General features: G+C 34.3%; 21 protein-coding genes. 20 read left to right on the top strand and 1 reads right to left on the bottom strand.

Features of this window, described 5'->3' with window-relative positions:
- Positions 1-4: 4 nt before the first annotated feature.
- From rsmI to DW114_RS03875, 9 genes are all read left to right on the top strand, one after another.
- Positions 5-862 (top strand): 16S rRNA (cytidine(1402)-2'-O)-methyltransferase, encoded by an 858-nt coding sequence (rsmI, locus tag DW114_RS03915; protein WP_117452494.1) that lies wholly within the window; start codon positions 5-7, stop codon positions 860-862.
- 370 nt (positions 863-1,232) lie between these two features.
- Positions 1,233-1,922, top strand: coding sequence for a GNAT family N-acetyltransferase (locus DW114_RS03910; protein WP_117452493.1), 690 nt, complete (start codon positions 1,233-1,235; stop codon positions 1,920-1,922).
- Between the two features lie 64 nt (positions 1,923-1,986).
- Entirely contained in the window at positions 1,987-2,664 is a 678-nt protein-coding gene (locus tag DW114_RS03905; RefSeq protein WP_117452492.1) for a response regulator transcription factor, read from the top strand.
- Positions 2,648-4,180 (top strand): sensor histidine kinase, encoded by a 1,533-nt coding sequence (locus tag DW114_RS03900; protein WP_233511344.1) that lies wholly within the window; start codon positions 2,648-2,650, stop codon positions 4,178-4,180. Before DW114_RS03905 ends, DW114_RS03900 begins: the two co-directional genes overlap by 17 nt.
- A 125-nt stretch (positions 4,181-4,305) precedes the next feature.
- Complete coding sequence (locus tag DW114_RS03895; protein ID WP_117452491.1) at positions 4,306-5,127, top strand: hypothetical protein; 822 nt, start codon at positions 4,306-4,308, stop codon at positions 5,125-5,127.
- A gap of 401 nt (positions 5,128-5,528) precedes the next feature.
- Positions 5,529-6,215, top strand: coding sequence for a VanR-ABDEGLN family response regulator transcription factor (gene vanR, locus DW114_RS03890; protein ID WP_117452490.1), 687 nt, complete (start codon positions 5,529-5,531; stop codon positions 6,213-6,215).
- A gap of 2 nt (positions 6,216-6,217) precedes the next feature.
- Complete coding sequence (locus DW114_RS03885; protein WP_117452489.1) at positions 6,218-7,330, top strand: sensor histidine kinase; 1,113 nt, start codon at positions 6,218-6,220, stop codon at positions 7,328-7,330.
- 119 nt (positions 7,331-7,449) lie between these two features.
- A complete protein-coding gene (locus DW114_RS03880) occupies positions 7,450-7,899 on the top strand; it encodes an 8-oxo-dGTP diphosphatase (RefSeq protein ID WP_117452488.1) in 450 nt (149 codons plus the stop codon).
- A gap of 125 nt (positions 7,900-8,024) precedes the next feature.
- Positions 8,025-8,954 carry a D-alanyl-D-alanine carboxypeptidase family protein gene (locus DW114_RS03875; RefSeq protein WP_117452487.1) on the top strand — a complete coding sequence of 310 codons (930 nt, stop codon included), beginning with the start codon at positions 8,025-8,027 and terminating at the stop codon, positions 8,952-8,954.
- A 19-nt stretch (positions 8,955-8,973) separates the two neighbouring features.
- Here DW114_RS03875 and DW114_RS03870 read toward each other — a convergent pair whose 3' ends face one another.
- Positions 8,974-9,867: an HAD-IIB family hydrolase gene (locus DW114_RS03870; RefSeq protein WP_158552181.1), complete on the bottom strand. Its 894-nt coding sequence runs from the start codon at positions 9,865-9,867 to the stop codon at positions 8,974-8,976.
- Between the two features lie 177 nt (positions 9,868-10,044).
- Between DW114_RS03870 and DW114_RS03865 the strand changes: the two genes are divergently transcribed.
- The 11 genes from DW114_RS03865 (at position 10,045) to rbr (ending at position 24,639) form a co-directional block, all read left to right on the top strand.
- Positions 10,045-12,390 (top strand): anaerobic ribonucleoside triphosphate reductase, encoded by a 2,346-nt coding sequence (locus tag DW114_RS03865; protein ID WP_117452485.1) that lies wholly within the window; start codon positions 10,045-10,047, stop codon positions 12,388-12,390.
- The gene (gene nrdG, locus DW114_RS03860) at positions 12,383-12,907 is read left to right on the top strand and encodes an anaerobic ribonucleoside-triphosphate reductase activating protein (protein WP_117452484.1); all 525 of its coding nucleotides are present in this window, start codon (positions 12,383-12,385) and stop codon (positions 12,905-12,907) included. The genes DW114_RS03865 and nrdG overlap by 8 nt, the downstream gene beginning before the upstream one ends.
- Positions 12,908-13,018: 111 nt before the next feature.
- On the top strand, positions 13,019-13,369 hold the full coding sequence (locus DW114_RS03855; RefSeq protein ID WP_117452483.1) for a hypothetical protein: 351 nt from the start codon (positions 13,019-13,021) through the stop codon (positions 13,367-13,369).
- Between the two features lie 473 nt (positions 13,370-13,842).
- Positions 13,843-15,348: a peptide MFS transporter gene (locus tag DW114_RS03850; protein WP_117452689.1), complete on the top strand. Its 1,506-nt coding sequence runs from the start codon at positions 13,843-13,845 to the stop codon at positions 15,346-15,348.
- An 11-nt stretch (positions 15,349-15,359) separates the two neighbouring features.
- Entirely contained in the window at positions 15,360-16,418 is a 1,059-nt protein-coding gene (locus DW114_RS03845) for a hypothetical protein (protein WP_117452482.1), read from the top strand.
- 17 nt (positions 16,419-16,435) lie between these two features.
- Positions 16,436-18,706: a beta-L-arabinofuranosidase domain-containing protein gene (locus tag DW114_RS03840; RefSeq protein WP_117452481.1), complete on the top strand. Its 2,271-nt coding sequence runs from the start codon at positions 16,436-16,438 to the stop codon at positions 18,704-18,706.
- A gap of 74 nt (positions 18,707-18,780) precedes the next feature.
- Entirely contained in the window at positions 18,781-19,848 is a 1,068-nt protein-coding gene (locus DW114_RS03835) for a M24 family metallopeptidase (protein ID WP_117452480.1), read from the top strand.
- Positions 19,849-20,337: 489 nt separating this feature from the next.
- Positions 20,338-21,201 carry an AraC family transcriptional regulator gene (locus DW114_RS03830; protein WP_117452479.1) on the top strand — a complete coding sequence of 288 codons (864 nt, stop codon included), beginning with the start codon at positions 20,338-20,340 and terminating at the stop codon, positions 21,199-21,201.
- A gap of 9 nt (positions 21,202-21,210) precedes the next feature.
- On the top strand, positions 21,211-23,466 hold the full coding sequence (locus tag DW114_RS03825; RefSeq protein ID WP_117452478.1) for a beta-L-arabinofuranosidase domain-containing protein: 2,256 nt from the start codon (positions 21,211-21,213) through the stop codon (positions 23,464-23,466).
- 182 nt (positions 23,467-23,648) lie between these two features.
- Positions 23,649-24,032 (top strand): Fur family transcriptional regulator, encoded by a 384-nt coding sequence (locus tag DW114_RS03820; RefSeq protein ID WP_117452477.1) that lies wholly within the window; start codon positions 23,649-23,651, stop codon positions 24,030-24,032.
- Between the two features lie 67 nt (positions 24,033-24,099).
- The gene (gene rbr, locus DW114_RS03815) at positions 24,100-24,639 is read left to right on the top strand and encodes a rubrerythrin (protein ID WP_117452476.1); all 540 of its coding nucleotides are present in this window, start codon (positions 24,100-24,102) and stop codon (positions 24,637-24,639) included.
- Positions 24,640-24,721 lie beyond the last annotated feature (82 nt).

Genomic DNA, 24,721 nt, shown 5'->3' with positions numbered 1-24,721 from the left:
TGGTATGATACGCCAAAAAAGTTTTGATAATGACAGACCAACGTTATATGTTGTCGCAACGCCCATTGGAAATTTAGATGAAATGACACCAAGAGCTGTTGAAATCTTAGAGAATGTAGATGTGATTGCGGCAGAAGATACTAGAAATACATTAAAACTATTATCACATTTCCATATCAAAACACGTTTGATTTCTCATCATCAACATAATGAAACACAAAGTACAAATGGATTACTGGATTTATTGGAAAAAGGTAATGATATTGCTTTGGTAAGTGATGCAGGATATCCTTTGATATCTGATCCAGGTGGAGTAGCTGCAAAGAAAATTATGGATGCGGGATTTAATGTAGTGCCAGTTTCCGGCTGCAATGCTATGCTGGATGCACTTGTTGGCTCTGGTTTAAATACACAGCATTTTATGTTTTACGGCTTTCTTCAATCATCAGAAAAGGGTAGAACTTCAGAACTTTGTGATTTGAAATATTTTCCGTATACAATGGTATTTTATGAAGCACCACATCGTATTGAAAAATGTCTGAGAACCATGTTAGAGGTATTTGGTGATCGCCAAATATGTCTTGCAAGAGAATTAACAAAGAAACATGAAGAATTTATTCGTGGCACTATTGAAGAAGTTTTAGAAATTGTGGATGATTTAAAAGGCGAAATGGTGATTGTTGTAGAAGGCAGTCAGGATATCAAAGATGATAGAGAAGATGCTGCAGTACCTTTGGTACATGAACAGATCAAGCAATATATCGATGGTGGATTAACAACGAATGAAGCAATCAAAAGAGTAGCCAAAGAACGTGGATTATCACGTAATGATGTCTACAAAGAATATCACGAACTAAGTTAAGAAACAGGAAGCAGGATGGCATAGATGTCCTGCTTTTTCATATGAAAATTTAGAAACATAAAAATACGTGGGAATTTCACGTTTTTTAAGATAAAAAAGGTTTCCCTATTATTGGTGCAGGAAACTTATTAGGGGTAAAACTGCATCGATTTCAAAGTTCTTTTTCAGTAGGAAAATTGATATCTTATATATGCACCCAATGAATTTTCATGAATACTTTATTGCTTTAGGAGAAACTAAATTGGTTCAAGTTATAAAAGTGTTAAGGGCTGCCACTGAATTATTATACTTTCTCAAATAGCATTTCTAAGAAAACAGCCTTGCAAGAACACTCATTTTCTTATATCCTTATCTAAAAGAAGGTGTTTCTATGGATTTAAAAAAGAATATCGTTTTATATGCAGATATGTTGGAATGTAAAAGGAAAAATCAACCAATATACTATGAAGATGAACACGCATTATGTATTCAGGATACGTATAATCAAATGTTATATTGTGCAAGCGACAACAAGAAAAGCGCTAAACGAATGGTGGGAGCGATGCCTGAAAGTTTTTCTATGATTGTGGCACATGATATGTATACAGATCAATATATAAAAGAACGTTTTCATATAGCGTGTACCTTAGAATGCTACCATTCAATGTATATTGGAAAAGAGAAGCCAGTTGTGATATTGCCTGAAGGCTATACTATGCGTTTACTTGATGAACAGTATTTACCAGAAGTAATGTCTTTATATTCCATGGAAGATTGTAATGATGAAGCATATCTGCGACCATGTTTAGAAGATGGAATGGCTGGTGTTTTTCAAGATGATATCCTTTGTGGATTTATGGGGGTTCATGAAAAAAGTTCTATGGGAATCTTGGAAATAAAGCCAGAATATCGTCGTCAGGGACTAGCGGTTGCGCTTATCCATCAGATAGTAGGAATGCAAATGGAGAGAGGAAGAATACTTTATGGGGAAATTGTGAAAGATAACATCGCAAGTATCAAGCTTCAGGAAAAAGCAGGTTTGGTGGTAAGTAAAGAACTAACATATTGGTATTTCCCTTAAATGTTCACAAATCGCTCACACAGAAAGATTGGAAACCATGTATAATAAAAATGAGGTGATTTGGATGAGTAAACTTTTGGTTGTGGATGATGAGGAACGTATCCGTTCTATTATTCGTAAATATGGAGAATTTGAGGGACATGAAATAGATGAAGCAGGCGATGGGATGGAAGCGATTCGTATCTGTCAGAATCATACATATGATTTAATTATCATGGATATCATGATGCCAAATCTGGATGGTTTTTCTGCCTGCAAAGAAATCAGAAAAATTATAGATATACCTGTGATCATGTTATCAGCACGTGGAGAAGAATATGATCGTATCCATGGCTTTGAACTTGGCATCGATGATTATGTGGTAAAACCATTTTCGCCAAAAGAGCTGATGATGCGTGTATCCGCAATTTTAAATCGTTATCATAAAGATCAAAATACAAATAGAGAAGTATATGAACAGGCAGGATTGAAGATAGACTTTACAGGTAGAAAGGTTTTTATCCACCAAAAAGAAATTGATTTATCTCCTAAAGAATATGAATTATTATTTTATCTGGTACGCAATGAGGGAATTGCCCTTACAAGGGAACAGCTGATACACGATGTATGGGGATATGATTTCTATGGGGATGATCGTACCCTGGATACCCATATTAAACTTTTAAGGAAAAGCCTTCAAGAATATAGTAAGTGGATTATTACACTTCGTGGGGTAGGTTATCGTTTTGAAAAAGCAAAATAGTATGAAAAAGCCTGTTTCTATAAAATGGAAAATATTTGCATCCTTGGTGTTTTTCATTGCGATTGTTATTGTCGTACTATGGCTGTTTCAGGTGTTCTTTTTAGAAAATTTTTATATGTCTATCAAAAGTAATGCAGTTAAAAAAGCTGCTAGTCAAATTAATGAAATCATCACTTCAGATAAGGATACAGATAAAATCCAGACAATCGCAAAAGAAAATGATTTTTGTATTGAAATATATGAAAATAACGAAAATGAAATTGGTAAATTAAATCAAGTATATCCACAGAGTCAGGAAGATCTGCGATGTCGTATCAAAAACATTCAACAAAGTGCTGATTATATCATTGCACTTCAAGAGGATGTTGTGCGTACAGGGGAAATGGCATCTCAGATGGTGAATCATACAAACCAAGATCGAGGATGGAAAGCAGAAGATGTCTTGTTATGGAATCCTGTCCTGCAAAATGGTATCAATAAAAAACCATTAATTATTCAAAGTCGGATTTTTAATAATATGACATATATTAGTGTACTGCCATCTAAAAATAAAACCTTAAAAACCGTTATCATAGATGCCCAGCTTACTCCTGTTAATGCTACTATTGATACAATCAAGGCACAATTCATCATGATTGCGATTATATTAATTTTGGTTGCCATAGGTTTAGCATTATACTTATCCAAGAAAATCGCAACACCAATTATTCATATCAATGAACGTGCAAAAGTACTTGCGACAGGAAAGTATGATGTGGGATTTAAAGGAAAAGGTTATTTAGAAGTTGAAGAACTAAGTGATACGTTGAACTATGCGGCAAATGAACTTAGCAAGGTAGATAATTTAAGAAAAGAATTAATCGCAAATACCAGTCATGATTTACGAACACCACTGACAATGATCGCAGGATATGGAGAAGTTATGCGAGATATTCCTGGAGAGAATACACCAGAAAATGTACAGATTATCATTGATGAAACCAAGCGATTGACTGCACTTGTTAATGATATGCTGGACTTATCAAAGCTTCAGGCAGGCGCCATGCATATCAACCGCATGCCTTTCAATATTACCCAGGAAATAGAACGAATCATTTTACGTTATGACAGGTTGTTGACAAATCAGGTAGTAGATATACTTTTTGAACATGATGCAGATGTTGAAGTGAATGGAGATATCGTAAAACTTGGACAGGTCATTTATAATCTTATCAATAATGCAATCAATTACTGTGGAGAGGATCATAAAGTCATTGTCAAACAGATTTGTAAAGACCAACATGTTCGTATAGAATTTATTGATCATGGAGAAGGAATTGAAGAGGAACAGCTGCCATATATCTGGGAACGTTATTATAAGGTAGATAAAACACATGTTCGCTCTAAAGTAGGCAGTGGTCTTGGCTTGAGTATCGTAAAAGCTATTTTAGAACTTCATGAAGCAGAATATGGTGTAAGCAGTAAGTTACATGAGGGTACAGTTTTCTGGTTCTCATTACCGATTTATAAAGATTAGGTCATCTACGGATGGCTTTTTCTTTAGCAGTTTTATAAAATTTAGAACATTTTGCTGAAAAGTGGAACGAAATGCTTATTCTTATGATATAGTAAAGATGTAGGATAAAATGGAGGAATATGAACATGAAAAAACTAACGACACTTTTATTAAGCGCAGGTTTATTATTTTCAATGGCAGCATGTAGCAGCAGTAAGATTGATGATGATGCTTTAACATTGTTGGAAACTGGTATGAATCATTTTGAGAAAATGGAAAGTGCTTCATACAATGCATCAATGGATGTGAAAATTCCAGATAGTAATGCATCTATTGCATTCAAAGGCGGATATCTTGAGAAAGATAATAAATTAAATTTTTCATTATTGATGGATGTAAAAGAAGATGGTGAAAAAGCAGAGGAACTTATCAACGTATATTATAAAGATGATACAGCATATATCAATCTTATGGATTTGAATAAAATGAAGATTGATGTAAGTGACTTGCTTGATCAGGCAAAACAATCAGAACCAGCAGAAACAAAGAGTGAAGGATTTAAGAAAGAAGATATCAAACCATTCCTTGATAAAGCCTCCTTAGATGGCAACAAGGTAAAACTGGTTTTGAATAAAGAAAAACTAGATGCGGCAATGGCAGATGAAGTAAAGAAACAAAGTGAAGCAGCAGGCTATGATATGACAATGAACATAAAGTCCGCAACAGCTGAAGTTACCGTAAAAGATGATTTTATCGAAGATGCAGTCGTTGATTTTGTTATGACAGTATCTGCGGATGTAGATGGAAAGAAAGAATCTATAGATATGAATATTAAATTGAATATAAGTTTCTCAGATATCAATCAAAATAAAGAAATAAATTTCCCTGATTTTAAAGGCTATGAAGAAACAGATATCATGTCTTTGATTTATGGTATGAGTAGTGCTGCTGGTGGATTAGAAGGATAAGAAATATATGAAATGCGATTTCTCTAACTTATGAGAAGTCGCTTTTTTTGTGTTTAAATAAAATAAATTCTCTATAAGGGGTGAAAATAGCTTCTGAATTCAACTATATATATGTAAAGATGTTTTTGAACTTTATGAATATCGGTGATTAGAAAGGAGTAGAATGGAAAAAATAGTATCACTTTGGAATCAGAAAACTATCATCAATTTTCTTATGGGCAATATATTTTTTTTACTTTTCATTTGTTTTCTTCATATGATAACTAGTTTCGTAAAGAAAATAATTAGATAATATGCATTAGATATTTGATTCAAAAAGGAGGACACAATGAATATTTAAGTCAAACTTAAGTAAATCTATTCCCTATGTTTGATATAATATAGCTAACGAGGGATGCAAAATGAAAATATTAATTGTTGATGATGAAAAAGAAATCGCAAATTTAGTAACCATCTATTTATCAAATGAAGGATATGAAATAGATGTTTTTTATGATGGCAAAAGTGCCATGGAAGCAATCAAAAAACAAAAGTATGATTTAGCGATACTGGATGTTATGTTGCCAGATATCGACGGGTTTACGATATGTAAGAATATCAGAGAAACATATACATATCCAATCATTATGTTGACCGCAAAAGAAGCCGATATTGATAAAATTAATGGTCTGATGATTGGTGCGGATGATTATGTCACAAAACCATTTCAGCCGTTGGAATTAGTGGCACGTGTGAAAGCACAGCTGCGAAGATATATTCGATACAATACCAGTAAAAAAGATATTAATGAAGTTACTTATTCAGGATTATATCTTGATTTAGAACATCATATATGTAAGGTAAATGAACAAAAAGTAAATCTAACACCGATTGAATTTTCTCTATTATGGTATTTAACTTCCCATCAGGGAAAAGTTGTCAGCGCAAAAGAATTATATGAAGCTATCTGGAAAGAAGAATATCTAACATCCAGCAATAATACGTTGATGGTTCATATTCGTCATATTCGTGACAAAATGAAAGATGATGCTGAGCATCCTAAATATATCAAAAATGTTTGGGGTGTTGGCTATAAAATTGGTGATTAAAAATGATAAAATATAGAAAACAAATCGTAATTAGTTTATTTGTTGTTGTCATTGTATGGTATTTATTAGATAAATTATCTAATGGCTTTGTCCTTGATTATATCGCAAACAATTTCACAAATGTATATGAGTACACCGATGCACAGGGAATCTTGCATCAGGTCAGTAAGCCTGATTGGGAAAACATAAAATTTTATACATTGATACTTACAGCATTATTGACAGCAGGATGCGTTTATTTGATTAAATATAACGCTGATAAGAAATCAAAGAGTGATAAAGCAGACCTTATCCATCAATTAGAAATGGAACTAACTGCCTTTCGGGATGGCAAAGAATATCTACAAATGTCAGAAGAACTTGCGCCAATTGACTCTTTATTAATGCAGATACGCAATAAAGAAGATAAGCAGATTCAAACAATTGAAAAACAGACCCAGCAAAAAAATGATTTGATTTCATATCTTGCACACGATATGAAAACACCACTTGCTTCAGTGATTGGATATCTCAGCCTGCTTCACGATGTAAAAGATATCCCCAAAGAACAAAATGATGCATATATACAGATTGCCCTTGATAAGGCAAATCGATTGGAATCTTTAATTGATGAATTTTTTGATATCACAAGATTTAATCTTCATGATATTGTGATTTCTCGTGGAAAGATCCAAATGCGATTCTTATTTGAACAATTACGAGAACAGTTCTATCCAATCATGTTGAAACAGCATAAAGAAATTATATTGAATATGCCAGAGGATCTTGTTTATTATGGCGATGGTGACAAACTGGCAAGAGCATTCAATAATATCTTGAAAAATGCGATATCGTATAGTTATGAAGAAACAAAGATATTTATAGAGTGCCATCAGGATGAACATACATTGACGTTGTATTTCCATAACCAGGGAGATGAAATTCCTAAACAGAAACTGGATATGATATTTGAGAAATTCTATCGATTAGATAAGGCTCGCTCCACAAATTCTGGTGGTGCTGGATTAGGTCTGGCTATCGCAAAAGAGATCGTTGAAGCCCATGATGGAACCATACGTGCAGAAAGTAGTATGAAAGAAACAGTGTTTATCGTGACATTGCCAATGAAGATTTAGGTGCGTTTAACACGTACCTTTTTTGTGTTATTTTGGTCGCAAATATATAAAAAAAGGATTATAATAAAAATTATAAAACTTTTGATTTGAAAAAACATAATAAAGGAGATAGATACAATATGAGAAGTGAAAAAGCACGCATTACCAATCTTTGCATGGTTTATGATAATGCTGGAAATGTACTTGTACAAGAACGAATTAAAAAAGACTGGCCGGGAATCACGTTTCCTGGCGGGCATGTAGAATATTTAGAGTCATTTCATGATGCTGTTGTACGTGAAGTAAAAGAAGAAACTGGCCTGGATATTAAACACCCAAAATTATGTGGTGTGAAACAGTTTCAGACCAAGGAAGATGAACGATATATCGTGTTTCTATATAAAACCAATGAGTTCTCTGGAGAGCTATGTTATTCATCAGAAGGACATGTGTTTTGGGTGAAACGCTCAGAGTTGTTGAATTATCCATTATCTGAAGATTTTGACGAATTATTAAAAGTCTTTGAAGATGATGAATTAAGTGAATTTTATTATGATACAGAAAATGACTGGAAGATAAACTTATATTAAGTTTGCATTTCGCTTTTTATACATGTATAGAACCAGTTAAGTAAATCCTAAGAAAGTACTAAGCAAGCATTTAAACTAGAACTCCTTAATGGTGGTTTAATATCATCAGGAAGGAGTTTTTATTTATGAAATATATAAAAATTTTAACATTTTGTTTCCTACTGGCATGTTTAGGCTTTTATGTGGTAAGCGCAAAGGATATCGACAGGATAGGACAAAAACTGTTTCAAAAGGAGCCTGAAGAAAATAAGCAGCTAGAAAATGATGAATTAAATATAGATGTAAACAGCAGATATGCGATTCTTGTGGAACAGGATAGTGGTAGGGTCTTATATACAAAACAGGCAAAAAAACGGATACATCCAGCTTCTCTGACAAAAATAATGACTGTGTATCTCGCATTACAATCCATCACAGATGAAAATAAGATGGTTCAGGTTCCAGCAGATATATTTCCTAAATTAGAGGCTGAAAATGCATCAGTAGCTGGGTTTCAACCAAATGAAAATGTGCGAATCAAGGATTTATTATATGGCGCATTATTACCAAGTGGGGCAGATGCCTGTATCACATTAGCTCAAACAATCGATGGTAGTGAAGAGGCGTTTGTGAAACGCATGAATGAAACCGCAAAACAGTTAGGTATGCATGATACCCACTTTACTAATTGTACTGGTTTAGATGATGATCAGCATTACAGCAGTGTATATGATCTTCAATTATTATTACGTGAGGCTTTAAAAAATGATGCCTTTGCGGAAATATTTCATACAAAATCTTATGTTGTGGAAGGAGATCATGTTAATCCAACAGGATTCACGATGTATGGTACCATGTGGCAGACCATGGAAGTTCATAATTTATATTCAGATTTCTTGCTGGGTGGAAAGACTGGCTATACACCAGATGCAGGATTGTGTCTTGCTTCGCAGGGAAGTGTCGATGGAACACAATATTTATTAATTACCGCAGGTGCAGATGGCGATGCGGAAACAGAACCTTATCATATATTGGATGCGATAAAGGTGTATGAAAAAGTAAAAAAGGAATCATAAAGAGAGCCCTTTAATTGGATTAATCAAATAATTCTAACTTTTTCAACATATCCAGCACGCCTTCCTGTTGATTTGTTTTATATGACAGAATGCGTGCTTTTCTTTTCGTTTGATAGAACCCGTTTTTCATCGTAATTCCGATGCCAGCACTAGCTAACAGTTCTTCATCATTTCCACTATCACCAAAAAATAAGACATTAGATAGATCTAAAGATAAAGATTTGCATAATTGTTCCACAGCATAACATTTTCCAACATTGGATTTCACAATTTCAATCGCAAAACGGTTGATATAATAGAAATTATACTGGTGAGGGAAATCATGTTGTATCGTCTGTTTAAAACGCTCAAGTTTATGGTGGGAAGAAAAAAAGCATATTTTCGCTAAAACTGGCCAATTTGTTTTCGTCTGATGTTTTTGAAAATCTGTTTCTCTTAATAAACGAAAAGGATAGAAATTGCTTTTAGAGAAAGGCTTTGATAAAAACGTGCCTGCTTTTGTCGCATAATACAGCCATGGATTACAAACAGCATGATAGATTTGATGAATATTTGCATAAGCTGTGATATGCATATTTCTGGTATAAGATAAAATATCCTGTATTTCTGTTTCAGATAAATAATCAAATGATTGCATGGTATCATCTTTTACACGATGAATTTCCAAACCATTCGCACATATCGCATAACCATCAAATTCTTTCATCTTTAATTGTTCAATATAACCGGCAAGTTCATAGTAAAAACGACCGCTTGCAAGTACCAAACGATAACCTGCTTCCTGTAGCTGTATTAAATATTGTGCCGTTGCCTCTGTGATTTGTTTTCTATGATTTAATAATGTGCCATCTAGGTCACATACAATTACTTTTATTTTTGATATCTGTTGTTTCTCTATACTTAACTTCGTCATAATAACCCTCTTTGTCAAAATTATATCACACATACTGATAAAATAAGAAAGAAAGCGTATTAATTTCGTATGGTTTGTGACAGAAAATTTATTTCATAAATGTAAGAGCATTTACATTCCCCAAACAGTAAAAAATAAGCTATAATAATGCCTAGCGAAACAAAGGAGGAAGTTTTAATGATCACAACGATTAAGAAACGAGATGGCAGAGAGATTCATTTTTCACCAGAAAAAATTACAAGAGCTATTTTTCTAGCTGCGGACAGTGTTGCTAATGAAGAAGGCGTAAAGGCTGATTATGCGACGGCAGAAGAATTGACACAGCAGGTGGTAGGCTTTTTAAATAATACATATCAAAAGGATGTTCCAACCGTTGAAGAAGTGCAGGATGCGGTTGTAAAGGTATTGATTGAAAACGGACATGCACGTACCAGTGAAGCATATATTTTATATCGTGCAGAACGTAGTCGTATCCGTAACATGAAAACCAGATTGATGAAGAGCATTGAAGAAATTACATTCGCAGACAGCAATGATGCGGATATCAAACGTGAAAATGCTAATATCGATGGTAACACAGCAATGGGTACCATGTTACAGTATGGAAGTGCGGTATCAAAAGAATTCTGTATGAGCCAGTTAATGAACCCAATGCATGCAAGACTACATGAAAATGGAGATATTCATATCCATGATATGGACTTCATGAATATGGGTACATTGACTTGTTGTCAGATTGATTTAGAGAAATTATTTAATGGAGGTTTCTCTACAGGACATGGTCATTTAAGAGAACCACAGGATATCGCAAGCTATGCAGCACTTGCGGCAATTGCGATTCAAAGTGATCAAAATGATCAGCATGGTGGACAGAGTATTCCAGCATTTGATTTCTATTTAGCAAAGGGTGTTGCGAAAACATTCCGTAAAGAATATCGCAGTAATATCAACCGTGCACTGGAGTTGTTTGTTTCATTAGACAATAATGCGGATGAAGCATTCGCAAAGGTTGAAGAAAAAACGAACACAACAGCAAAACTTGATATGGAACCAGCATTTGTTGAAGCAATCAGAGAAATGCTGAGAAATGAATATCATTTAGATGATGAAAAAGTTGAACTGGTTGTGAACTTTACATATAAAGAATCCTTAAAAGCCACAAAGAAAAAGACATATCAAGCAATGGAAGGATTTGTACATAACTTAAATACTATGCATTCACGTGCAGGGGCACAGGTGCCATTTTCAAGTATTAACTTTGGTACCGATACATCCAGTGAAGGCCGTATGGTATCAGAAAACCTGATGCTTGCACAGGAAGCTGGATTAGGTCATGGTGAAACACCTATTTTCCCAATCCTTATTTTCAAGGTAAAAGAAGGTATCAACTACAATTCAGAAGATCCTAACTACGATTTATTCAAACTGGCAATGCGTGTATCAGCAAAACGTTTATTCCCTAATTTCAGCTTTATGGATGCACCATTTAACTTGCAATATTACAAACCAGGACACCCTGAAACAGAAACTACTTATATGGGATGTAGAACACGTGTTATGGGAAATATCAATGGTCCTGAAATTGCAACAGGCAGAGGAAATAACTCCTTTACAAGTATCAACCTGCCAAGACTTGGTATCAAACATGGTATCATCACAAACGGTGAATTCAATGAAGCAGGATTCTTTAATGAATTAGATGAATTGATGGAAATTGTGATCCAGCAGTTAATAGAACGTCTTCAGATTCAGGCAAAGAAAAAAGTGAAAAACTTCCCATTCTTGATGGGTCAGGGCGTATGGATTGGCAGTGAAAACCTTGGCTGGGAAGATACTTTGGAAGAAATGGTAAAACAGGGTACTTTGACAATTGGTTTCATTGGTCTTGCGGAATGTTTAAAAGCATTAATCGGAGAACATCATGGAGAAAGTGAACGTGCTCAGCAGTTAGGTCTGAAGATTGTTCGTCATATGCGTGAAGTATGTGATGAAGCAACTGAAAAATATCACTTGAACTTCTCATTGATTGCGACTCCTGCAGAAGGTTTATCAGGAAGATTTACACGTATTGATAAGAAAGTATACGGTATTATTCCAGGTGTTACAGATCGTGATTATTATACAAACTCTTTCCATATCCCAGTATATTATCATATTACTGCATTTAAGAAGATTCAAAAAGAAGCGCCTTACCATGAATTTACAAATGGTGGACATATCTCTTATGTAGAAGTTGATGGCGATCCTACAAATAACTTAGAGGCATTTGAAGCAATCGTTCGTTGTATGAAAGACAGTGGTATTGGTTATGGTTCTATTAACCATCCAGTAGATCGTGATCCTTGTTGTGGATATAGTGGTGTGATCGAAGGTCATATCTGTCCAAAATGTGGACGTGATGAAACAAAAGGCGAATATAAATTTGAAAAGATTCGTCGTATCACTGGCTATTTAGTAGGTACCGTTGATCGTTTCAATGACGCAAAAGCTGCGGAAGAAAGAGAACGCGTAAAGCATGGCTAATCAAATCCGATTAGCAGCACCTTTACAACAGGATAGCTTTGTGGATGGTCCGGGTATTCGTATGGTATTATGGACACAAGGATGTATGCATCATTGTCCTGGCTGTCATAATCCCCAAACACATGATATCCAAGGTGGTACCCTGTATGATATAGAGGATATCATGAAAGAAATGAAAGAAACACATCTACAAAGTGGTCTGACTTTATCTGGAGGAGAGCCTTTTCTACAGGCAGAAGCGCTACTTCCTATTGTACAATGTGCAAAAGAGATGCATTTAAATATCTGGGCATACAGTGGCTTTACTTTTGAAGAATTAGTACAAGATTCTGATAAAAAAGTCTTACTTGAACAAATAGATGTGCTCGTGGATGGCAAGTTTATGATGGATGAAAAAGACTATCGCTTAGTGTTTAAAGGCAGTAAGAATCAAAGAATCATAGATGTACAGGCTTCGCTGGAAAAAGGAAGTGTGATACTATCTTCTTATGATGATAAAAATCAAAATATAGATTAACAAATCAGCATTACCTGAATGAATACATTTGGGTAATGCTTTTTTATATACATTGCTATATACTTATATCGAAAGATAATGAAGTAAGTTTATGGAAGGGGTAGAGGTATTATGAGGACAGAAGACTTAGAGAAAATTACTCCATATACAAACGGAGTGTGGGATAAAGAAAATCTAATAGAGTACTTGATATGGAAGTGTGATCGGCGATTTAGTACTTGGATTGATGACTATTTTTCAAGCTATCTTAATGATTGGCAACTAGCTGAATTATTATTTGATATTGTTCTTGATGATGATTTTGATGGATCTGATGCACGTATGAGTGCTGCTTATTTCATCGCTCAACTTTCTGAAGATATTTTAAAAGAAAAGAAGGATTTGTTAATCAAAGCACAAGAAAATGAAGTGGAAGCATGCAGACCATTATCATATATAAAGAAATCATATGATTGGCTTTAGTTCATGAAAGATTATAAGAATACGAAAGGAACTATCATTATGGGTAGTTCTTTTTATTGAGGAAATAATTTATATTGATAGATACTTGTTTTATGCAGGTGCACTTTTGATACTTAAGGTAACATTTTTATACATTTTTGATAACAAGTAATAAAAAGACACCAATTCGTTTTTTTATCCACTTGTATAAAAACCATTAAAAGTACTATTTATTTAAATAAATACTATGCAAACGTATACAATCTATAAGATACCGTTTACAATCAAGATATTTCATACATATAAAAAAGATTAAAATAGATATCAAAATAAGTAGAAAACATTGAGTATGTAACAAAAGTGCACTCATTGTAAGAAAAAACGGTCGACGAAGAGGACTTTTATTTGTATAGTGTATGTGTCAGGTGGAAGTTGATGATATCCGCGGAAAAGACTTCTTACTGAAAAGAACATATGAATGTGAGGAAAAGGATATGAATAACGAAACAACAAAACAACAGGTTGATGAACGCTTAGAGGCTGTCTATAATGATAAAAAATTTTTTGGACACCCTAGAGGACTAGGCGCATTGGCAGCAGGAAACTTCTTTAACTCTTTTGCATGGGGTGGTGTCTATGCAATCTTGATTTACTACTTATATAGTCCATACACCAAGGGACTTGGTTTTACACAGGGTGAAGCAGCAAGTATGATTGCGGCAATGGGTGCTTGTAACTCATTATTCGTTATCGTAGGAAGCTGGTTATCCGATAGAGTATTAGGGCCACGTAAAGCATTGGTAGTAGGAAACGTTGTAAAAGCAATTTCTTTTGGATTATTGGCAGTTCCAGCTTTCTCTTTAACACAAGGAAGAGTATTCGCAGTGATTTCCTTAATTTTGATGTCACTTCCAATTATGGGTGCTTCTAACTCTTCTATGACTGGTTTAATGTATCGAAGTGATGATGATGGTCGTCGTGATGCCGCATTTACCATTCACAATGTCGCAAATACAATTACTGGTATGATTTCTCCAATTCTTGTAGGTTTCATAGGTATGAGTGATTATCACTTAGGTTTCTTCTTAAGCGCATTAGCAGCACTTGCTTATGGTTTGGTAATCTTATTTACAGGAAAACGTTTCTTTGGTCCCATCGGTGAAAAACCAGCAAATCCTGTATCTAAGGAAGAGTTAAAAAAAGCATTAGGATTATTCTTTGCGGTTGTATTGATCGTTGTCGCAATCATCTTAGTAACTGTAAAAATGGGTGTTATGAATTTTGATGGTGTATTAAATATCATTACCACATTCTCCTTTGTTATTCCCATCATCTTCTTATTTAAAATGTATACAAATAAAAACATCACAAGAGAAGAACATAGCAAAATGCTTCCATTTGTTAAAATCTGGTGCATTCAGTGTGTTGTTGCTGTAACTGGTGTATTGTTGAACACAGCCATGGCAGTATTTATCGAAGCAAAAGTCAATCGTAACTTCATGGGTATTGAATTTGCACCAGCAACTTTTACATCTATTTATAACTTAATCGGATTAATTGTTGCGACAGCATTCGTATATATCTGGGGTTCTACAAAATTTGGAAAGTTAAAAGTCACAAAGAAATTCTCTATTGGTATCTTCATCAATGCCGCAGCATTTGCCGTATTAGCTGTTCCTGTATTAACGGGTGGTAAAACAAGTTTATTCTCTCCATTATGGGTAATTGCTTACTATTTGATTCTGTCATTCGGTGATAACTTCATTAATCCTATCGGTATTTCTATGACCGCAAAGCTTGCGCCAAAATCATATGAAACACAGATGCAGTCCGCATGGTCACAGACAACTTCTATTGCAAATGGTATTAGTATTATCATCTTTAAATTCTTAACTACAGCTGATCAGCAGATGATGATTTTCCCAGCTATGGCAGTCGTATTGGTGATTACCGCATGCATCCTGATTATGATGTCTAAGAAAATTGATGAGGTAATTTAAGGAGAAACATTATGGAAAAGCAGCCTGAAATATTATGCGCAAAAATGATTGATCGTCGTCATTTGGAAGTATATTGGAATCAAAATGTTGTGAATTCAGAATATAGTGAAAATATAGGTGTTTATCAAGGAAAAAGGCGTATTGCAACTTATGATCGAAGTGATATTGAAGAATGGGATCGTGGTACAGTATATGAGCCAGAAAAATGTCGTACAACGTATTTCATGAATGAAGATATGGACATTGATCATATGGAGCAGTATTCCCTTGTAGTATTAAAAAATGTTCGTCAGGATCATATTCCGGCTTTGGAAGCAGATCCACATATCACTTATCCAATTAGCTATGAGCCATATTATACAAAATTCACAACATGTGAATGTGGTGTTGTAATCAAATCTTGTGACAGTGTCAGTGAGGAAGCACATCAAATGGCAAAAACCATTGTGGACTTCATGTTACTGAAACTGCCAGAAGCAAGTGCAATCTTAAAAGGGGCAGGTGCCCAGCTTGCAATTTATCCAAAACATCGTGATGCTTATGATATTCCAGAGCATCGTGCTGGATGTTTATTCTTACATCGTCCTGTGGAAGGCTTTGGTGGAACGATGGAGATTCCTACAACATCTATATCAGAAACAAACGTACTACATATCTTAGAAGGACCATATACAACAAGATATAAACATGAATGTATCCTGGTTCATGAATTTGCACATGCAGTTCATTTAATCGGTATTAATTATATGAAAGATACATCATTAGCAGATGAATTTAGAAATTTATATGCACGGGCTAAAGCAGATGGATTATGGCCAAATACATATGCAATTTCTAATTATGAAGAATACTTTGCGACTTTATCCACCGTCTGGTTTAACGTTATGGAGGAAGGAACAAATGGAACATGGGATGGTGTACGTGGACCAGTCAACACAAGAGCGGAATTAAAAGAATACGATCCACGTGCATACGCGTTCTTCGCAAAGATTTATTCACATGAGTATTTACCAGAACCATGGAATGAATATCAGGATTTATATGATATCCATGGAAATCCAAGAAATTAAAGAAAGAGGAATATAGAATGAGTAAACAAGATTTAAGTGTGATTGAACAGGATATAGAAGCATTATACCTGGGAAATCTAAAGACAGTAGAATTCGACTTAGATTTGCCAACAAGTGGGGCAAATGGATCAAGTATTACATGGTCATCCAGTGATGAACGTTATTTAGAATCAAATGGGAAAGTACACGTATTAGCATATGGAAAAGGAAAACGTGATGTCATTTTAACTGGTCATTTCTCATATGGAGAGGAAAGTTTAGAAAAAGAATATCTAGTAACGGTTTTAGAAGAAGAAAATAAAATCAAGGTAGAAAAGATTTATCCTATTGATGTAGATGCACAGTGTGGAAAAATGGTAAATCTGCCTACAGTTGCGATTGTTGTCACAGATGAACATAAAACAATCTCCCATTCTGTAAAATGGGATGATGGGGATACACAATGCTTTGATAAATTAGGAGATGTGGAAGTACATGGTGTACTTTTAGATACAAAAATTGATGTGGTTGCGAATATCCATGTTGTAGAAAAGATTGAAAACAAACAAGAGATACAAGAACGTGTTGTAGAAGATTTCAATAAAAAAGATGTAAATTTATTAGATGGTTCTGCCTTCAAAGAAGCACAGGATCGTATGTTGGAGGTATTATTGGCACAAGATGATGATCAGATGCTATATAACTTCCGTGCTGCTTCTGGATTAGATACAAAAGATGCGCCACAAATGATTGGATGGGATACACCAGATAGTAAGCTTCGTGGACATACAACAGGACACTATCTATCTGCCTTAGCACTATGCTATGCTGCGACAGGTAATGAAAAAATTAAAGAAAAAGCAGTTTATATGATCAAAGAGCTTGCGAAATGTCAGGAAGCATTTGGAATACTTGGTACCTGTCACAAAGGATTCTTAAGTGCATATGATGAAACACAGTTTGATTTATTAGAAAAGTTCACACCTTATCCTGAAATATGGGCACCATATTATACCTTACATAAAATCATGGCAGGTTTATTAGATTGTTTTGAATATGTAGGTATCAAAGAAGCATACAACATCGTTGACCAGCTGGGTGACTGGGTATATGCACGATTAAGCAGATTGGATAATAAAACATTAAAGAAAATGTGGGGAACTTATATTGCCGGGGAATTTGGCGGCATGAATGAAAGCATGGCAAAACTGTATCAGTTAAGTAAAAAATCAGAACATCTGGCAGCCGCAAAACTGTTTGATAACGACCGTCTGTTTTACCCAATGATTCGTAAAATTGATGCCATTGGAGGAATGCATGCCAACCAGCATATTCCACAGGTGATTGGCGCCATGAAGATTTATGAAGCAGGCAATGATAGGAAATATTATGAAATCGCAAAATATTTCTGGAATATTGTCACAAAGGCGCATATCTATGCAATCGGTGGTACTGGAGAAACGGAAATGTTCCACCAGCCAAACCGTATTGGAGCTTTATTAAGTGATAATACCGCAGAATCTTGTGCATCATACAATATGTTGAAACTGACAAAAGAATTATTCTTATATGAACCAAAGGCTTCTTATATGGATTATTATGAAAGAGCTATGCAGAACCATATTTTATCATCACTTGAAAAACGTCCAACAGGTGCAAGTACTTACTTTATGCCGTTAAGACCAGGTGGAAGAAAATCTTTTGATGTAGAAAACAGCTGCTGTCATGGTACAGGATTAGAAAACCATTTCCGTTATGGTGATGCAATTTATCACTATGGAAAAGATTGTGTATATGTGAATTTGTTCCTATCTTCTAAAGTTACATATCAAGGTGTTGAAATTATTCAGCATGTAGATGAAACAAAACCTCAGGATGTACACATTGAGGTAAACGGCAAGGGAGATTTCGCTTTAAAAATCCGTGTTCCATACTGGTGCCATGGAGAATATCAAGTAAATATGAATGATAAAATTGAAACTGTTTCTATGGACAAAGATGGCTATATCCAAATTCAAAAACAATGGAATAATGATCATGTTCATATTGTATTCGGTATTTCTTATGAACTTGAACAGACACCGGATCGTCCAGAAATTATGTCTTTACGTTATGGACCATATGTATTAGCTGCATTATCAGATGAACAAGATTATTTGAATCTTGCGTTAAAGAAGGATAACTTGTCTTCTGTAATGAAACAGAAAGATCATACATGTGAATTCTATGATGAAGCAGATGGATTAACATTTGTGCCAATTCATACAATTGATAAACAAGCATATCACGTATATTTTAAATTAGCGTAATAAATGAAAACCCCGCAGAACCCAATCATAACTTGAGGGTGTGGGGCTTTCTTTATATTAAGGAGGAATTTTTTATGAACAAGATTACACAATTACGTCAAATGATGGCGAAGCACCAGATAGAAGCTTTATTGATCAGTACACAGGCGAATGTATATTATGTTTCAGGATTTTATGCAGAAGCAGGTGTTGCGACCATTTTATTAACACAAAAGGATGCTTATCTGATGAGTGATGGGCGTTTTATGACAGAGGCAAAAGAAGCCACGAATGGTTTTGAGGTTGTTCGCTGGAAAGATGATATGTTTCAGGATTTAGGAAAATTGATAGATACGTTACGTATTCAGACAGTTTTTGTGGATGATGATTCTATTTCCTATGCACAGGCAAGTACATTGATGGCGAATACAAAAGCAATACTAAAGCCAGCCCCTAAAATGATTGAGCAAATGCGATCTATAAAAACAAAAGAAGAATTAGAAATTATACAAAAAGCTTGTCAGATTGTAGATGATGCATTTGAAGAAATATTAAAGTATATACGTCCTGGCATGAGTGAAGCGCAAGTACGAAATGAATTAGAGTTTCAGATGAGAAAACGTGGCGCAGAAAATTGTTCCTTTGAAACGATTATTGCAAGTGGAGTACGTGGTGCATTGCCACATGGTGTTGCCAGTGAAAAAATAATTGAAAAAGGTGATATGGTCACGATGGATTTCGGGGCATTATATCATCATTATTGTAGCGATATCACAAGAACGATTGCGATAGGTCAGCCAAATGAAGAATTAATAAAAATTTATAAGATTGTAAAAGATACTCAGGCAGTTATGGCACAACATTTAAAGGCAGGTATCATAAGTCATGATTTAGAAAAAGTCGGTAGAGATTATATTGAACAGCATGGATATGATTTAATACATGGACCTGGACATAGTTTTGGTTTAGAAATTCATGAAGCACCATTTATTTCATCAAAATCTGATGCAGTGTTTGAAGAAAATGTGGTTGTGACATTAGAACCAGGTATTTATGTGCCAGAACTTGGCGGTGTCCGTATCGAAGATGATTTCCTTGTGACAAAAGATGGATGCATTCAGTTAACACATGCGAATAAAGATTTGATAATTTTACCATTCTAATAGGATAGGAAAATGTATAAATGGATTTTCTGATTTATGCATATAAAAAATGTATTGTGTAGGTAATGATACTTCTTTTTTGAGTATGATAAAGATAGGTACAGTATTGGTACTAGATGAATTAGGTACCAATATACAAACAATGGCTTTAATGAATATTGTAAGTATAATGATGAGATAAATAAGAACGATATTTAAAGATATTGGATTCATATAGAACAATGTGCTTATTATATTGCGATATAGTAAAAATCATAGAAAATTCGATATGAAATAAATCCACTTATCTAGGAAAAAGTTTAAATCAAAAGTTTATAAGATATGAAACAGCCCATATAAAATAGGCTGTTTTTTTCACTTTTGAATCAAATAGCTTATGAAGTAATATAAATCCACCTAAAGTAAAAAAATGATATCGACAGATGGGATTCAGTTTGTTATAGTAACAATGAAAGAGTCCTTTATAAGGACAGAAAAGGTGATGAAATCATGTTTTACGTAAATCAACATCTGGAACAGCCTGTCGTATTTGAAAGCTGTGGTATCTTTATGGCAGATCAGCGCTGGCGCCATGAAAAAAGAATCATTGACAGTTATGAAATCATTATTGTTTATAATGGAACCTTATCTATGCGTGTGAATAACACGTGCTTTGATGTGCATGAAAATGAAATGCTGATCATTCCACCATTTAACTATCATGAAGGTGTCAACTATAGTGAAAAAGGATTGCGATTTTTCTGGTGTCATTTTTCTAATATATCCTTTGAACAAATGAGTAAAGAAACCGTAGAGGCATTAAGCAATAATGAAACATTTGCGCAAATGTTGCTATTGCCTGAATTTACAAATAAAATCAGTGTGAATCGAGCCAATATTTTGTTTCATCAATTATTAGATATCTATCAAGAAACACAGAATGGGATGTATCTTAACTACTTCATGACAAGTATTCTAATGGAATTATCTTATCAAACACATACATCTTATTTTCCAAATGGAAGAAAAGATAACTCAAATATTACACAACCAATCAGGGACTGGGTGCGTATCCATGCTTTAGAACATATTACCGTAGAATCTATCGCAGAAGAGTTTCGCTATAATAAAAGCTACCTTTCTCGTATGTTCAAAGAAAACGAAGGTATCAGTATAAAAGAATTAATCACAAAATATCGTATAGAATATGCGAAATCAATGCTTGTGAATACTAGTAAAGATATTATAGAAATTGCTTATGAAGCTGGATATGTAGATCCTAAATACTTTATGCGTGTATTTAAACGTGTGGAACAGGTAACACCAACGGTATATCGCAGAACATTTGCGCAAAAACATTTTAATAATAAGTAGGTGAAAAAGATGGATGATAAAAATAAAATACTGGAGGATATGGAAAGTATTAATTTAGGAAATTTGAATACCATAGAATTTGATTTGGTTTTACCACGGGTGGGAGAACATGGCAGTATGATTTCCTGGATATCCAGTGATACACGTTTTTTAAAACGCAATGGTAAAGTGATACAGCCAAGGCATGGCATGGGAAAGCGGGTTGTGACATTAACTGGTGTTTTTGAATTAGGAAGCTATAAGATGACAAAAGAATACACTGTCACGATTATGGAAGAAAATGATTCCTTTGAAGTTAGAGATCTTATGCCAATTATTGTACATGCGCAGATAAATGAAACTTTCTATTTACCAAATTCTGCAGTCATTACAACTGCTAATGACCTAAAACTATCACATACCATTGATTGGGAAGGAAAAGAGGCATGCTGTTTTGAAGAACCTGGAATCTATCAGATAAGAGGGCATCTTTTACAAAGCAATTTTCCTGTATCCGCAAAGATTATTGTACATAGAACTTATCAAAAACCTCTTTTACATAAAGAAAGAAACTGCATATCTTGTGAAGGGAATGTCGCACTGTTACCATCATCATTTCTTCAAGCTATGAGGCGTAAAGTAGATGCACTTTGTGAAATAGATGATGATCAGATGTTATATAATTTTCGTATGAATGCACATTTAGATTTACATAATGCACAGCCAATGATTGGATGGGATACTGTAGACAGTAAATTACGTGGGCATACAACTGGGCATTATTTATCAGCGTTAGCCCTATGTTATCGAGAAACCAAAGAGAAAAAGATTTTAAATAAAATACAATATATGATAGAAGAATTAGGGAAATGTCAGGAGGCGATTGCTCATATTGAGGGGTATCATGAAGGATATCTAGGAGGAATAGAGGAAAGTCAGTATGATGCATTAGAGAACTTTGCGCATTATCCAGAAATATGGGCACCATATTATTCTTTACATAAAATATTAGCAGGATTATTAGACTGTTACCAATATACATACATAGAAAAAGCGAAACAGATTGCGGAAAGATTAGGAAACTGGGTTGTAAATCGTCTGGCTGATATAGATAAGGCCTCATTGAAAAGAATGTGGGGGATTTATATTGCTGGAGAATATGGCGGAATGAATGAGTCCCTTGCACAGCTTTATCAATTAACTGGGGATATCCGTTTCCTTCAAACTGCAATGAAATTTGATAACGATCGTTTGATGGTACCATTACAACAAGATGTAGATGCACTATGCTGGATACATGTGAATCAACATATTCCACAGGTTATAGGCGCATTAAAGATATTTGAAGGATCTCATCAAGAAAAATATTATACGATCGCAAAAAGGTTCTGGGATTTTGTTGTAGAAGCACATACATATACCAATGGAAGTATTGGCGAAGGCGAAATCTTTCATGAACCATATGCAATCGCTTCTATGATTGATGATAATACAGGAGAAACATGTGCTTCTTATAATATGTTAAAATTAACCAAAGAACTATTTTCTTATGAACCAAATGTAAAATATATGGACTATTATGAACGATGCATGGTAAATCATATACTTGCTACACAAATACAAGATATTCCTGAAGCAAGTACGTATTTCTTTCCATTAGAGCCCGGTTCTAAAAAATCTTATACAGATGAGAATAGCTGTTGTCATGGGACAGGCTTAGAAAATCATTTCAAATATAGTGAAGCAATTTATTTCGTAAATAAGGATGATGTATATATCAATCTATTTATATCGTCTGTTTTATACTTTGATAAACAGGATGTAAGCGTAGAGATGAAAGTGAAAGAAGAATGCCCTGAAGATATTCATATTAAATTTATCGGAGCTAAGAAATGTAAACTGCATATCCGTGTACCATATTGGCATAGGGGAGATATACTTGTCACAATCAATGGTGTTCTTCAAAAAACAATTATAGAAGATGGATATATTGTAATGGACCAATTATGGGAAAATACAGAGATTCATATACAATATCATTGTTCTTATTTTATAGAAGAAACACCTGATCGTTCTGATATTATATCTATTCATTATGGTCCTTATGTGTTGGCCGTTATCAGTCAAAGCCAGGAATATATCCAATATCAAATACAGGATATAGAGAAGCAAATTAGTAAGCAACCACAGGAATTAAAATTTTATGATTTGGTGAACAGGGTAGAATTATTGCCATTATTTCAAATTGACCAACAGAGTTATCATGTATATGTGAAAAAAGGATAAAGAAAAGATAAGGTATTAGTTAGTAAAACGGATAGATTTAATATCGTTTTGCTCTTAAAATATGGAAAATGTAATGGTTGAATAAAATAAGAATAATTCTTAAAATTATATTGAAAATCTATTGACATATGAAAAAAACAGAGCTATAATAAGAACGGTTCTTAAGATTGGAGGTCGATAGGATGTATAAATCATCGAAACAGCGTGATTTGATCATGAATTATATGAAGCAAATCAATGGGCATGTGACTGCTGAACAAATCTTTAATGATTTAAATGCGAATGGCACAAAAATCAGTTTAGCCACTGTTTATCGAAACTTAAATATTTTATGTGATTTGCATGAAATAAAGAAAATTGCTCATCCTATTGAAGGATACCAATACGATAAGACATGTAAACCACACTATCATCTGCATTGTATTAAATGTGATCGTATTCTTGATTTAGATATCCCATATAAAGAGGATTTTAATAAGGAAATGTCAGAAGCAACAGGGCTTCCAATCACGACACATGATATGATGGTAGAAGGTATTTGTGAGGATTGTTTAAAAAAGCATTAATATTGGATGCAACCGTAGAGAACGGTGAATCATAGGTAAAGTTAAAAAAACATAGGAGGAAATGAAAATGGAATTAAAAGGATCAAAAACTGAACAGAATTTAATGGCAGCATTTGCTGGTGAAAGCCAGGCTAGAAACAAGTATACTTATTATGCTCAGATGGCTCGTGAAGAAGGTATGGAACAAATCGCTGATATCTTCGAAGAAACAGCTCGTAACGAACAAGAACATGCAAAATTATGGTTTAAAGCATTACATGGTGATAAAGTTCCTACAACTGCAGTAAACTTGGAAGATGCAGCTGCTGGTGAAAACTACGAATGGACAGATATGTACAAAGGTTTCGCTGAAACAGCTAAAGAAGAAGGATTTGCTAAAATCGCTTTCCAGATGGAACAAGTTGCTAAAATTGAAAAACACCACGAAGAAAGATACTTAGCATTATTAGAAAATGTAAAGAATGGTAAAGTATTTGAAAAAGATGAACCAACTGTTTGGGTATGTGATATCTGTGGATACCGTCACGAAGGCGTAAAAGCACCAGGTGCTTGCCCAGTTTGTGGCTATTCAGGAGCTCACTTCGCTGAAGAAGCTAAAAACTATTAATATAATGAAAAAGAATGTATGAGATGATGTAAAGTGTACCCTTTGTCAAGGACAATTAAAAAAAAACCAGTGTAAATCTTAA

The organism is Absiella sp. AM09-50 (assembly GCF_003433845.1).
GTDB lineage: Bacteria > Bacillota_I > Bacilli_A > Erysipelotrichales > Erysipelotrichaceae > Hoskinsella > Hoskinsella hominis.
Note: the sequence above shows the minus strand (reverse complement) of the source record. Positions and strands in the feature narration are given on the sequence as shown.

Bases quoted from the DNA above. Each gene is read 5' to 3' on its own strand.
- nrdG (WP_117452484.1), top strand. From the start codon at position 12,383: ATGGCTAATCAAATCCGATTAGCAGCACCTTTACAACAGGATAGCTTT.
- DW114_RS03910 (WP_117452493.1), top strand. From the start codon at position 1,233: ATGGATTTAAAAAAGAATATCGTTTTATATGCAGATATGTTGGAATGT.
- DW114_RS03835 (WP_117452480.1), top strand. From the start codon at position 18,781: ATGAACAAGATTACACAATTACGTCAAATGATGGCGAAGCACCAGATA.
- rbr (WP_117452476.1), top strand. From the start codon at position 24,100: ATGGAATTAAAAGGATCAAAAACTGAACAGAATTTAATGGCAGCATTT.
- DW114_RS03865 (WP_117452485.1), top strand. From the start codon at position 10,045: ATGATCACAACGATTAAGAAACGAGATGGCAGAGAGATTCATTTTTCA.
- DW114_RS03895 (WP_117452491.1), top strand. From the start codon at position 4,306: ATGAAAAAACTAACGACACTTTTATTAAGCGCAGGTTTATTATTTTCA.
- DW114_RS03855 (WP_117452483.1), top strand. From the start codon at position 13,019: ATGAGGACAGAAGACTTAGAGAAAATTACTCCATATACAAACGGAGTG.
- vanR (WP_117452490.1), top strand. From the start codon at position 5,529: ATGAAAATATTAATTGTTGATGATGAAAAAGAAATCGCAAATTTAGTA.
- DW114_RS03870 (WP_158552181.1), bottom strand. From the start codon at position 9,867: ATGACGAAGTTAAGTATAGAGAAACAACAGATATCAAAAATAAAAGTA.
- DW114_RS03905 (WP_117452492.1), top strand. From the start codon at position 1,987: ATGAGTAAACTTTTGGTTGTGGATGATGAGGAACGTATCCGTTCTATT.
- rsmI (WP_117452494.1), top strand. From the start codon at position 5: ATGATACGCCAAAAAAGTTTTGATAATGACAGACCAACGTTATATGTT.
- DW114_RS03845 (WP_117452482.1), top strand. From the start codon at position 15,360: ATGGAAAAGCAGCCTGAAATATTATGCGCAAAAATGATTGATCGTCGT.
- DW114_RS03850 (WP_117452689.1), top strand. From the start codon at position 13,843: ATGAATAACGAAACAACAAAACAACAGGTTGATGAACGCTTAGAGGCT.
- DW114_RS03840 (WP_117452481.1), top strand. From the start codon at position 16,436: ATGAGTAAACAAGATTTAAGTGTGATTGAACAGGATATAGAAGCATTA.
- DW114_RS03825 (WP_117452478.1), top strand. From the start codon at position 21,211: ATGGATGATAAAAATAAAATACTGGAGGATATGGAAAGTATTAATTTA.
- DW114_RS03820 (WP_117452477.1), top strand. From the start codon at position 23,649: ATGTATAAATCATCGAAACAGCGTGATTTGATCATGAATTATATGAAG.
- DW114_RS03880 (WP_117452488.1), top strand. From the start codon at position 7,450: ATGAGAAGTGAAAAAGCACGCATTACCAATCTTTGCATGGTTTATGAT.
- DW114_RS03830 (WP_117452479.1), top strand. From the start codon at position 20,338: ATGTTTTACGTAAATCAACATCTGGAACAGCCTGTCGTATTTGAAAGC.
- DW114_RS03875 (WP_117452487.1), top strand. From the start codon at position 8,025: ATGAAATATATAAAAATTTTAACATTTTGTTTCCTACTGGCATGTTTA.
- DW114_RS03885 (WP_117452489.1), top strand. From the start codon at position 6,218: ATGATAAAATATAGAAAACAAATCGTAATTAGTTTATTTGTTGTTGTC.